Here is a 12,381-nt window from a genome sequence, read left to right on the forward strand (position 1 = left end):
GATTGAGGAATTCATCACTTTCCCGTATCCGGTTTCGCTTTCTCGGCCAGTTCAATGTCCTTCATTACATCCGGGCGTAGCTTTTCCCAGTGGAAGCGGAGTTTATTGTTTTCTTCCCACGTATGTCCTTTCTGCTCCGTCAGGTGCACCAGCGGCATGTCGTTATACAGCGGCCGGGTGATGGCTATAACGGTGTCCCAATACCGGAGAGCTGCCTTCAGGTGCTGAATAGCCGCTTGTTTCTGGGCTTCCTGCCCCGTAGTCCGGTACGTTTGCAAGGCAACGGCCGCCTTTAGTTTCTCCGCCAGATGTAGTCCCAAATTAGCCCAAACCTGCACATCCGAAACTTCGTATTGTAACGATCGACTCGCCTTTACATTGATCGAACGCACGAGTTGCAGGGATTTTCGGCAATCGGTTTCCAGCATACTGGCTAGAATAGGGGGGGTAATTTTGCCGGAACCGAATGAACCTCCAGCAGCCATCGTCTTTACATAATCAGTGACCGACACATAATTCGGGTCCAGCGTTGGTTGGGTAATCTGCTGATTGACCGAGATGTAGGAAACGTTCTTCTGGCTGTCGAAGGCCATCATCCCTTCGCTGTAGAGCGAAAAATCCCAGGTGAAATCAAAGGCCGATGCCAGCCGCAGGGGTGTGGCCGAAGCCAATGCGTAAGCCTCCAGCAAGGGAGCCGCCGGAGCACCGTAGCGACGGACAAATTCAGCTTTAAAAATGGCGTCGGGCGTGGTGGGGTTATACAGCAAACGGCCCCAGAGTTTGTAAAATAGCCATTGCCGCTCAAAGGCATATTTCCAGTCGACTGGTCCGCCGGGTTTCGTGAAATAGTCTTTAGCCGGAATATAGGTCTCCGACCCCAGAAAATAACCGCCTACATACGACTGGTTATTGGCGGCAATATGCGCCCGGACAAAATCGGGAACGCCCCACCGCAGGCAAAAGAAATCTTCGTTACGCACCGTCCAGGTAATTTTGTAGGCCGTCGGGTCTGGCTTGAAGTACGTGTCGTACAACTTACCGCCGTGTACTTTAACCAGGGTAGGGGTCGAGTGCGCGTGCGACCAGTTGTATTTCAAGTCGGCCCAGATTGGCCCTTCTATAAAGTCCAGCGCGCCTTCGCTTTCGATCGACTTCCGGGTTAGTTTCTCGGTTTCGATGCTGGTAACGCCCAGCGAGCCGGTTGTACTGGAAAACGGAATTCGGTGAATAAGCTTCGTTTTTCGTCCGGCCTGCCGCATCCCGTCAATGATGGTTGCCTTCATCCAGTCTTCGCGTTGCTGGGGGCTCATGCCACCCATGGCTTCGCCCAGTGTCAGGCCAAAGCCGGTGAGTTCGGGGTACTCCTGAAGCACCTGCGTCACGCATTCCCGCGTGTAGCGTTTCACGATTGCCGATGTGTCGCCGTCGATAAAGTGGAAATGCTCCAGGTTGTTCAGTTTGGGGTTAACGTTGTAGGCTTTCGAGAACTCCGGACTGGTAAAAATATTGAAGGGAACGAGATAGGTATCAATGGCCCGCTCACTGGCCATCCGGAAAATCGCATGGAACAGAGATTGCCATTCGGCCAGTTGCTGGTCGTTGAAGGGCGTGGCTGCCGGGAAGTTTGTGGGTCTGATCATGTACGTATACGGATGCAGGTTCCACAGGCTCAACGCGTTGAACCGGTTGGCGACCATCATATCCAGAAACGCTTTCCAGTAAAGGGTATCGCGGCAGGTTTCGTAATGCAGATCGAGGGCGTCACTATGCCGGTACGTATCCCAGGGTAAATCGAACTTGATGGCCCGCAACGGCAAATGGGGCTTCTCGTTTTGAGATTTGATGGCTTGCAGCGAAGTGCCGTTTTGCAGTGCTTCTACCACCGAAAGACTACCATAAATAAGCCCCCGGGCATCGCCCCCGGTAATGGTCAGTTGATTACCCTCTTTGGCGATCGAATACGCTTCACTTCCTAGTTGCTGATTATCAGGGGTCAGACGTATGGTTATGTCCGTCACACCTGCTTGGGTAACGATGGTATAATGCCGGGCAATAAGCGCTTTTGTCAGTTGCTCGGCCGCGTACCTGGTTTGGAGGGTAGGCTTTACCTGTTGGACAGCCACGCGCTGGGCGCTAAGACCGGACATCAGGCCGACGAATAGAACGAGGAGGATAAAGGGCTTTGTTCTCATTAGCGATTCTATTTCTGCTTCGATTGGTGAGCCTTTGCGTATTGAACCACCTCAATAAACGGTGCTACCCAAATATCGGATCGGTTCTGCTTTAGATAACGAACCAGCTTGTTGTGTTCCGGCAGCGCGACATTCAGAGAGTGGCCGCCACCTACGCCGTGAAATAGAAAAACCAGTACCGAATTACTTGCCTGTGCCTGCTTCACCAGCGCAATCAACTCCTCGCCCGATTGCCCATTGATGGCATACGAACCGATCTCGGCAAAGTTGAGGTCGGTAATTTTCTTCATTTCGCTTTTGGTGCCACGGGCGGCTACAAAATCATTTTCCGCTGTTTTGTAATAGTCAACGTCGCCAATTTTTGTGTCGCCACAAGGATAGGCAAACGTGCGGGCCGACTGTCCGTCGAGGGTTTTGAGAAGAACGTTGGTCATTCTCATTTCGTCCGTCATCCGCTGAACAGTGTATTTGCTCATGTCCATTTCGGGCTTCACCCATTCGCGCCCTGGCGTATTACCAGTGCATGGGTGGAATAACGTGTGGTTGGCCAACTCATGCCCGTTCACAGCGGCTGATTTCCAGCGGGTAATGTTGCTGACAAAACCGGGAAAGTAGCCTGATAAGTAGAATGTCCCCTTTAGTCCTGCCGAATCCAGAACCGGAATAACATTGTCCAGATGCACATCCAGAGCATCATCGTAGGTGAGAACAACCGCGCATTTTTTTCCATTCCAGACGGTAGCGTTCTGTGCAAATGTCAGGGTGCAGGTTAAGGTTAGTAGGCTGACTAAGATTGCTTTTTTCATAAGACTTAATTTTTTCTGACAGGATTTACAGGATTTTTAGTTGTAAGTAATCCTAAATTCTGTCGGAAATTAGCTATTCGTTTGCTTATAATAACTAGTTGTTGGGTGAGTTGAAATCATAACCAGTACCCTCTATTACAACAATGACACCGGAAGACTCCGGTGTCATTGTTCATGAATTAGCTAATCTGATTCGATTAATAACCAGGATTTTGGCCTTTCAGACCAACGTTGGGGTTATTGTCGATTTCCTGCTGTGGAATAGGCAGCAGTTCGTGCTTGCCTTTCTGGAAATAAGCAAATGGCTCAGTCTTTAACTTGCCCTGCTTGCGCCAGCGCAGAATGTCCCGGTTGCGAATCTCTTCGCCATTCAGTTCAATTCGGCGCTCGTGTATAATAGCCGCTAAGATCTGATCTTTGGTCGAAACGGGGTAGTTGGCCGTTGGGTAAGCGGGCATGGCTACACTGGGCCGTGCTCGAACCATGTTCAGGTAGCTGATCGCACTCGCTGTATTGCCTGCCTCGTTTTCGCACTCGGCCATGGCCAGCAGCGTTTCAGCGTAGCGCATGATACGCTGGTTGATACCGCCTGTTGTCGAAACCCCATTTTTGTACATCAGGGTAAACTTCCGCCAGCTGATTTTTACCTCTTTACCGTCGACAATCGATCCAAAGCCATTTTGTTGACCATCGGTCAGCACGCTCTGGTCATTGTTGTATTTGTCGCCCGTAGTGTATACCGATTTCGCGTAACGAGGGTCGGTTTTAGCATCGCCTTTACTCGTCTTTTCGAACTCGGCCAGCAGGCTGTTGGATGGAATAATGTTGCGCCAGCCAATACCCGAATACTCTTGAGTACGAACGGTTTCTTCGCCAGCCGAAGCACCATCGGCATCGCCATTCCAGTTAAAGGAGCCACCCGATGGCAGGAAGTTGATTTCCCAGATCGACTCCTTATTGAATTCCGTTTCTTCAATGAAATTATCGGAATATTCATCAACCAATCGGTAAGTTCCTGAACTGATTATCTTCTGAAGTTCAGTTTTGGCGTTGGCATAATCGCCCTGTTGCATATAGACCCGTGCCAGCAACATCTGGGCTGCTCCTTTCGTTGCCCGGCCCTGGTTGGCAGCATCGTAGGTTGCCGGAAGGGCTTCCTGAGCCGCTTTCAGATCAGCAATGACAAATGCGTACACATCCGCTTCCGACGAACGGGGCGCCGAAGCTGCCAGCGAGGTAACATAGTTTTTGTACAAGGGTACACCACCCCACAAGCTCACCAGCTCGAAATAAGACCAGGCACGCAGAAACTTCGATTCGGCAACGGCCTGATTGGCGACACTGGGCGTTAGGGTAGCGGTCGAAGCGGCTGCTTTGTCAATAACAACATTGGCCCGGTGGATAACCCGATAAGCACCGGTCCAAACGGAACTTACCAGCGAGTTACCCGTATCGTGGACACCGTTGAGTAACTGGTTACGAGGTGTTTCGAGTTGACCACCGCCAGCCGATACATCGTCAGAACGCAGGTCCTGAGTAAAAAACCACTCCCGCGCTACCAGATTGGTCGACTGAAGGGCTCCATAGACGCCATTGACAGAGCTTCGTATCTGAACATCCGTTCTGAAGTAACTATCCGTGGTCACGGCATTCGGGTTAAGCTGATCCAATCGCTTATCATCACACCCGATAGCGACACCAATGACCAGTGCGCCAATTATGAAATACTGTTTTTTCATGGTAAGAATAAGATTTTTAGCTTGTGAAAAACTAATTAGAACGTAAGCTGAAGGCCAGCCATTAACGTACGCGACTGCGGATAAATAGCGTAGTCGATACCATTTCGCAGCAGTGTACCATTGCGGGAACCCACTTCCGGATCGTAACCGGTGTATTTGGTGAATGTCAACAGGTTCTGCGTCGATATGTACACCCGAACTTTGCTAACCGTACCCTTCGTGAGGCTGCTGAGGGTTGTACCCGGAATTGAATACCCGATGGTCAGGTTTTTGAGCCGCAGGTAAGAGCCATCTTCAATGAAGCGGTCTGAGGTACGGCTGTTGTTGTTGGGGTCACCACTAACGGCACGCGGAATATTGGTACTGGTGTTGGTTGGTGTCCAGGCGTTCAGCACGTCTGTACCCGCATTGAACAGGCGCAGCATACCCTGTGTAACGACTTTCGTACCGTTATAAATCTTGTTGCCCTGAACGCCCTGTATGTACAGCGTAAAGTCGAAGTTCTTATACGTACCGCTGAAATTGGCACCGTAGTTGAATTTCGGCAGGTAGCTGCCCAGATAGGTTCGGTCGTTGGCGTCAATTTTACCATCGCCGTTAAGGTCTTTAAAGCGGATATCGCCGGGAGCGGCTTTATCCTGATAAAGCGTCTTGTCGTTGGCATCGATGGCGTTGGCAGCATTGATCTCCGATTGATTCTGGAAAATACCATCTACCTGCCAGCCATAGAACGACTGGATGGGCTGCCCAACTTCGGTCTTGGTAATGTCAAATCCGCCGTAGTCCGCATTCTGTCCGGCATAGATCGAAGCCGTTGGGGTAGCTAGGCTCAGTACCCGGTTGCGGGTGATGCCGATGTTGGCCGATACATTCCCCCGGAAATCACCTTTTGCAATGTTGTAACCTGCCTGGAATTCATAGCCCCAGTTTTTCATACTGCCGATATTGGCAACGGGAGCATTGGAATAACCAATCGAGTTTGGAATGGGGACTCCCAGAATCAGCCCGTCGGTAAACCGGTTGTAAACTTCGCCCGTGAAGGTGAGCTTGTTATTGAACAGACCCACATCAACACCTACGTTAACCATGTCGGTCGTTTCCCACTTCAGTTCGGTATTGCCCAGGGCGTTGAAATAAGAACCTAAGCTGTTGGCGCTGCCAAAGGGATAGGCCGTAGCATCGGCTTGTACCAGCGACTGCCAGGCGTAGTTGTTAATGCCATTGAAGCCCGTTCGGCCGTAGCTGGCGCGAAGCTTCAGTTCCGACAGGTTGGAGAGGCCTTTCATGAAGTTCTCCTGGTTGATGCGCCAGCCTACCGAAGCCGATGGGAAGTTACCCCATTTGTTGCCCGGTGCAAACAGCGAGGAGCCATCCCGACGAATCGAAGCACTTAACAGGTATTTGCCATCATAATCGTAGTTGATACGGCCTACGTACGAAATCAGGTTGATTTCACTGCGCGTACTCGTAATCGCCGGGTTACTAACGCCCTGAATAACATCGAGGTCGTTATTGGGTCGGTTACCCGAGCCATTCATGCCGGTGCCCAGCACTTTTTGGGTTTCGGCAACGGCCAGCGCACTCAGGTTATGTTTGCCGAACGTTTTATCAAACGACAACTGGTTGGTGATTACCTGAGAAATGTTTGTGTTGCGTGACTGCGAAACCGTAGCCGAAGCCCGCTGACCATACCCATCGTTATAAATAGGGTTGAAGGTACTGCCGTTGTTAAAGCCTAAATCAACACCATAGTTGAAACGGTATTTCAGGTAGCTGGTCAATTTAATGTCGGCATAAACGGTAGCAAACGCTTTCAGGAATTTATTCCGGCTCATGTCCATCGTCAGGGCACGGAGCGGGTTTTCCGGGTCAGAACCGTCTAACGCCGTAGGAGCACTAAAGCCACCTACTTTGGTTGGATCCGAAGTAGGCCAGTAAGGCATCATCCGAATGGCATGCATCAGCTGCGAACGATCTGCCGATGGCTCGGAACGCTGATTGCTATACGCGGCCGTCAGGGTTTGGCCAATGGTTAAAAACTTATACACCTGGTGGTCGGAGTTGAGCCGTAAGGAGCCCCGCTCAAAATCGGTGCCCCGCATGATACCATCCTGCTTGAAATAGCTGCCCGATGCAAAAAAGCGGGATGCACTATTTCCGCCTGACAGTGAAATCTGGTGCTGAGCAATCGGCGCATTGCGGAAAAGCTCGTTCTGCCAGTTGGTTTGGGTCTGGGCAAACGTTTGTGAAGCACCGGCATAAATAGGCTGGTTCAGGTCACTCAACCGACCTGGAACAGGAATACCGGCATTGGACGTGAGGGCTCTGGCGTATTGTACATACTGATCGCGATCGAGCACATCCACTTTGCGCCAGGCACTTTGGGTACCCACATACGAATCCAGAGTAATGCGTATTTTGCTGTCCCGCCCGCCTTTCTTGGTGGTAATCAGAATAACGCCGTTTGATGCTCTCGACCCGTAGATAGCGGCTGAGCTGGCATCTTTCAAGACTTCCAGCGATTCGATATCATTGGTATTGAAGCTGTTGAGGTCGCCCGTTGGTACACCGTCGATCACATATAGTGGACCGGATGCGTAGTTGATCGAGCCAATACCCCGGATCTGTACGATGGGAGACGCGCCCGGGCCGCCATTATTGACAACAGATACCCCCGGCACCCGGCCCTGTAAGGCAGCGGCTACGTTTGGTACGGGTAATGCCGTAAGCTCTTTGGGGGTTACTGTCGAAACGGCACCTGTTAGAGAAGAACGCTTTTGAGTACCATAACCAACCACAACGACCTCTTCCAGCGCACCGGCATCGGCCTCCAGCGATACGTTGATGATCGACCGGTTATTGACCGTTATTTCCTGCTTTTTGTAGCCGATGTAGCTGAAAACCAGAACCGAATTTCCGTTAGGGACGTCAATTCGGTAGGCGCCCCGTGCATCACTGGCTGTGCCGCGTGTTGTCCCTCTAATTTGAACGTTAACCCCAACCAGTGGGCTTCCTTTCTCGTCAAGAATGGCACCCGAAACCGGCTGGTCGGCCAGGGCGCTATGCGTAAAGGCTATTGTTGTAAAGGCCGCAATGAGTACAAATTGGTAGAACCCATGGCGTAAAAAAGTACGTAGCAAGCTACGCAACTGTAGTTGTTTTGACATAATTTTGACTGTTTGTCGGTTTAAAAACGGCAAAAAAATCCCTGCATCCGACTTCGGATGGTTTTCGCAGGAGAAACGGGGATGTGTTCGTAAGTCAGTGATGTTGGCCCATCACTGACTTTTTTTATGTAGATACGTTTTTTGGCATAGGCTCGGTGTGATAACAGGAGGTGGAAAAAAGGTTGGTTTATGTGTTGATTGAAAAATGATAAGGTGGGCTACAGTCCCATTTTTTGCAAATACAGCTTGTATAACTTTATCAATTTAACCCTTTTGCAAATTTGCTAAGGTCAAAAAGTGGTGACTGTCTGGTTATGAAAGTTGAGTAATGAAATGCCTGAAATGTCTCCTAGATTGGTACTATTAATACTTATCTTAATACAAATATCAGAATATCTTTTAGATTTGCAATCGGTTGCATAATTTTTATATAAATTATACAGATAGATGTAAAACTTAAAATCCGGGGGTAATCATCAATTTATTAAGCGCTGTGTGTGCCGATAAAACACGCACGCATCGTTTCGCTCGATTATACGCCCCGGATTATCTTGTTAGGCTATTGGCTAGTAACGGTATAAAGTCAGCTTTTGAATGCCATACTCTCCCGTTGGAATACGAATATGACGTCCCTGATGATGTTGATCGCCGTTGAGTCGGCGACCTGCCTGCCATTTCCCGTCTATATATACACCTTCATCCAGTTGTAAAATACCGGCGTTGGGGGTCTGCGGTCTGTCTGAGGTACAGGTAATAACAATGCCCGAGCCCGCCACCGTAAACTCGTCGGGTCCGGTTTGGACAATTAGCCCGCCCGTTATTGGCCATTCGTCCTCTTTCGCTTTGGGCGACCAGCCCAGGGTATAATCATGTTTGCAAGTAAACGTATAGCCGCCCAGGTGAATGGTGTCGACGGGTATTTGCTTCTCGAAGAGCATGCCGTTCATGACTCCTTTTCCCTGATGCGCCACCAGCAGGGGCGAAAGCTGACTAAGGATCGAATAACTATGGGCAATGGGTTCGTTGGCGGGCTCATGCGTCGATTCAATAGAAAAAGGGGAGAAGCCCATCGCTTCATAATGGCCGATGGCGTAAAAAACTTTTGCCGCATCGGACGGCTCAAAGCGTATTTCCGGAATAAAGAGCGGATTGTCTTTGCGCGTGTACAGGTCATTCCAGTACTTGAAATCGGGATTGTAGAAATCAGGAGAAAGGAAATCCACCGCCGGGGCACCCGCTTTCCAGATGTCGATGATGTGCGGTAGTGGGCCACCGCTGGGGTAATCGCCGGGTTTTACATTGGGCCGGTTAAGGGCTGCATTGACAAACATGGGCAAGGGGTAAATGGTCTTTCCGGCTTCTGTGACGCGGTTGGCAAATTGAGCAAAGTGCCAGGCAATGAAGATTTCGTCCGTTGCCAGACCAGAACCGAAGAGCGTTTCCCAGGTGCCACTGGTCTTGAATCCACTGGTTTGCCAGGCCGCCCGAACGGCCGGAGCCAGTGAGGCTTTGTTGGCTTGCAGGTATTGAACGAGGGAGGTTGGTACGGGTTGCCCAAACGCGGCATTGGCCATAGGGGAGTGATCGCGGGCTTCTGGTAACATCCCGATTTCGTTCTCGACCTGCACCATGATGATAGTTTGCTGCCGCTGGTCAACCTCGCGAATGTGCCGCATCAAGGCACTGAATGCCTTAACATCGGCGTCGAGGTTGTTTTTGTCGAGCGGGGTCAGGATTTCGTGGGCTTTCCCCTTCTTATCCCGAATTCGTGGAAACCGCTTCGTATCGGTTTTGACCCAGGCCGGTACGTAGCAGGACATGCTGTTTTTCCAGGTGCCAAACCAAAGTAAAACGAGTTTGATCTGGTGCTGGCGGGCATCTTTGAGTAGATCGTCGACCAGTGTATAATCGAATTTGCCCTCCTCTGGCTCCAGCAATTCCCAGTAAACGGGGGCCAAAACGGTATTGAGGTGCATTTGCTGAAGCTTAGGCCACCTGGGCTTCATGTATGCTGTACTGGATGCGCTGGAATTACCTAACTCTCCACCCAACATAAGAAACGGTTTGCCTTCCACGACCAACTGAGTTGCCGTCCCCTGTTTTTGCAGATGCGGTAGGTTCGTGGACGACTGAGCCGCAACCTGATGAGCCAACAAAAGTGCGCCCGCCCGGCAGCAAGCCCATACGAGCCAGAAAGCGATTTGGTTTTTCATGATCAATATAAACGTGTAGCGCGGCTCCGGCCGCGCTACAAATCTACTTAACCTGTCCCTGAAGAAGCACCTCTAGTCAGAAATTGGGCAAGTGGGAGTATCCTGACGATTTTCCACTACCCGGAGAGGGCGATTCTCCCTGAGCAATGTTCTCATGCTCATGACTGAATTAACGAATCACTTTTTGATGCGCAGTGCAGTGGTGTCGAACATGCTCATCAGTTGTCCTTTCAAATGGTCGTCGTCCACTTTTTTCAGCTCAATGGGGATTTCGCCCGCCTGTGCCGTATCAATGTAGATCGTCATTTTGTCGGTTCCTTCCTCAACTTTCGTAATCGGCGTGACCTCCGTTCGCTTTCCCGTTGGGTCTTTCATTTCGCCCGTTAGCTTACCGTCTTTACGAACCAGATCCGTAACCATTTTTGCATCGCCGTCCGGCGTACCCGTAATTGTAATTTCCCACTTACCCGCGAAGAAGTCAGCGGGCGCAGCGGCCTGAGAATATCCCCTTACGCAGACGCCGAGGAGAAAGATGAACAGAAACAGACTTACTCTTTTCATTGTAGAAATTGGTTAAATAATAAACTGTAAACGAAGGGTAACCCTGTCAAATTGGTTGGTGGTTAAACAAAGGTGAAAAGTTTACGGATTAAAGGTAAGGTACTTTTGGGGTATACTCTGCTCCCCGAAAAATTCATACTGCCCAAATCAACGGACGCTATGCGCCAGTTTAGCCAACTTAGATAAATAATTCTATAACGAGAAGTGAATCGTTTGTATAAAGCGAAAGCCCGGTTCAATACCGAGCTTTCAATGTTTTCCAGTTTGTCGTAACGTTGAGTAAAACGAGAATCGATCTATAGTTGGGCTACTACGGAGAGTAGCAAATAACTGAAGATAATCATCCGTTTCGAGTTTTACCCAACTACCAATAAAGAGTTATCAGCACGCGAAAGCGATGGCCATAGAGCTATACTTACAGCCGCCTGCCTTCCACGAGTAGGATACGCTCGACTGAGGTGTCCTTCAATGTTATGTGTTGTCGTCGCTCCGGATCATCCCGATAGGACTCGAAATCGGTTCGGTCCGGAAAGCTGACCAGATGGATTTCGTAAGGATGGCCTAACGTAGTTGTCAGGACAGAAGCAGTATCCGGGCGGACGCGGTAGAGTAATGTACCCTTGTGTCGTTCGAGCAGGGGTAAGACCTGATCTTCGAAAGCATGGAAAACGGCTTCCTGACCTTCCTTTACAAAAACGATTTGCGTGTAATAGAGCATAGTACCTGATGTTTATGTGATCGGTGAGAAGATTCGCCTGAAAGCAGTGAGCCCGTCGACGCTCATAACAATAGAGGCTACAGAACGTTTACGTTCAGAAGACACTGGCCCCTAAAAATAACCTTTCCTGGCTACATAGCGATACGCGTATTGAGCCACAACGAACTGCATAATGGACGTGAACGAAACTCCCGACCTGTCGGACGACGAAAAGAAACTGTTCGAAGATCTGATGCCGGAAGATCTGGACGAGATTCTCGATACCGGCGTAAACCGGCGTCATTTTTTGAAGCTCGTGACCCTGGCTGGCGGGGGCATCCTGGCGGCCCAATCGGCGGTGGCCGAGCAGCTGTTTACCCGACCGCTCAGCGTACCGGTTGCTGCGGAGTTATCGTCGGCAACGATCGAAAATGGCGTCAACGTATCGCTTAACGTAAACGGGGCAGCTCGCAAGCTGCTGGTCGACTCCCGAATGACCCTGCTGGATACGCTGCGCGAGCGGCTGGAACTGACCGGCTCCAAAAAAGGCTGCGACCACGGCCAGTGCGGTGCCTGTACGGTCATTGTCGACGGACAGCGGGTTTTGTCCTGCCTGACCCTGGCGGCCAGCTGCGAAGGGAAAAGTGTGAAAACGATCGAAGGCCTCGCCAAGGGGACGTCCGGTTCGACGGTTCGATTACATCCGATGCAGGAAGCGTTTCTGAAACACGACGGCTTTCAATGCGGTTTCTGTACGCCCGGCCAGATATGCTCGGCGGTGGCCCTGATGGACGAAGCGAAGCGGGGCGATGCCAGTTACGTCACTGAGGACGTACGCAAAAAAACGGCACCGGTTCAACTGTCGACCGAAGAAATTCGGGAGCGGATGTCGGGAAACCTGTGCCGCTGCGGTGCCTATCCTAATATTGTTGCCGCCATTCAGGAGGTTCACAGCGGAAAGCCCGTCGAACAGACGTTTCGGTTTTCGGCCTAACCAGTCACTAAT

General features: G+C 50.7%; 8 protein-coding genes. 1 reads left to right on the forward strand and 7 read right to left on the reverse strand.

The features are described 5' to 3' along the window. Nucleotides 1-14 precede the first annotated feature (14 nt). From CRO74_RS00585 to CRO74_RS00615, 7 genes are all read right to left on the reverse strand, one after another. Complete coding sequence (locus tag CRO74_RS00585) at nt 15-2,192, reverse strand: glycoside hydrolase family 20 zincin-like fold domain-containing protein (protein ID WP_097124074.1); 2,178 nt, start codon at nt 2,190-2,192, stop codon at nt 15-17. Between the two features lie 8 nt (nt 2,193-2,200). Beyond that, nucleotides 2,201-2,998 (reverse strand): polysaccharide deacetylase family protein, encoded by a 798-nt coding sequence (locus tag CRO74_RS00590; RefSeq protein ID WP_097124075.1) that lies wholly within the window; start codon nt 2,996-2,998, stop codon nt 2,201-2,203. A gap of 197 nt (nt 2,999-3,195) precedes the next feature. After that, the gene (locus CRO74_RS00595; RefSeq protein ID WP_097124076.1) at nt 3,196-4,737 is read right to left on the reverse strand and encodes a RagB/SusD family nutrient uptake outer membrane protein; all 1,542 of its coding nucleotides are present in this window, start codon (nt 4,735-4,737) and stop codon (nt 3,196-3,198) included. Between the two features lie 35 nt (nt 4,738-4,772). Continuing rightward, complete coding sequence (locus CRO74_RS00600; RefSeq protein WP_097124077.1) at nt 4,773-7,904, reverse strand: SusC/RagA family TonB-linked outer membrane protein; 3,132 nt, start codon at nt 7,902-7,904, stop codon at nt 4,773-4,775. Nucleotides 7,905-8,470: 566 nt separating this feature from the next. Next, a complete protein-coding gene (locus tag CRO74_RS00605; protein WP_144035862.1) occupies nt 8,471-10,117 on the reverse strand; it encodes a GH35 family beta-galactosidase in 1,647 nt (548 codons plus the stop codon). 177 nt (nt 10,118-10,294) lie between these two features. After that, nucleotides 10,295-10,678 carry a hypothetical protein gene (locus tag CRO74_RS00610; RefSeq protein WP_097124078.1) on the reverse strand — a complete coding sequence of 128 codons (384 nt, stop codon included), beginning with the start codon at nt 10,676-10,678 and terminating at the stop codon, nt 10,295-10,297. Nucleotides 10,679-11,093: 415 nt separating this feature from the next. Further along, on the reverse strand, nt 11,094-11,396 hold the full coding sequence (locus tag CRO74_RS00615) for a DUF1330 domain-containing protein (RefSeq protein ID WP_097124079.1): 303 nt from the start codon (nt 11,394-11,396) through the stop codon (nt 11,094-11,096). Between the two features lie 172 nt (nt 11,397-11,568). Between CRO74_RS00615 and CRO74_RS00620 the strand changes: the two genes are divergently transcribed. Further along, a complete protein-coding gene (locus CRO74_RS00620) occupies nt 11,569-12,369 on the forward strand; it encodes a 2Fe-2S iron-sulfur cluster-binding protein (RefSeq protein ID WP_097124080.1) in 801 nt (266 codons plus the stop codon). The last annotated feature ends 12 nt before the right edge of the window (nt 12,370-12,381 follow it).

Origin of the sequence: Spirosoma fluviale, assembly GCF_900230225.1 — a bacterium.
GTDB lineage: Bacteria > Bacteroidota > Bacteroidia > Cytophagales > Spirosomataceae > Spirosoma > Spirosoma fluviale.

Excerpts from the sequence above, each read along its gene's own strand:
- CRO74_RS00585 (WP_097124074.1), bottom strand. The coding sequence starts at position 2,192 with ATGAGAACAAAGCCCTTTATCCTCCTCGTTCTATTCGTCGGCCTGATG.
- CRO74_RS00590 (WP_097124075.1), bottom strand. The coding sequence starts at position 2,998 with ATGAAAAAAGCAATCTTAGTCAGCCTACTAACCTTAACCTGCACCCTG.
- CRO74_RS00595 (WP_097124076.1), bottom strand. The coding sequence starts at position 4,737 with ATGAAAAAACAGTATTTCATAATTGGCGCACTGGTCATTGGTGTCGCT.
- CRO74_RS00600 (WP_097124077.1), bottom strand. The coding sequence starts at position 7,904 with ATGTCAAAACAACTACAGTTGCGTAGCTTGCTACGTACTTTTTTACGC.
- CRO74_RS00605 (WP_144035862.1), bottom strand. The coding sequence starts at position 10,117 with ATGAAAAACCAAATCGCTTTCTGGCTCGTATGGGCTTGCTGCCGGGCG.
- CRO74_RS00610 (WP_097124078.1), bottom strand. The coding sequence starts at position 10,678 with ATGAAAAGAGTAAGTCTGTTTCTGTTCATCTTTCTCCTCGGCGTCTGC.
- CRO74_RS00615 (WP_097124079.1), bottom strand. The coding sequence starts at position 11,396 with ATGCTCTATTACACGCAAATCGTTTTTGTAAAGGAAGGTCAGGAAGCC.
- CRO74_RS00620 (WP_097124080.1), top strand. The coding sequence starts at position 11,569 with ATGGACGTGAACGAAACTCCCGACCTGTCGGACGACGAAAAGAAACTG.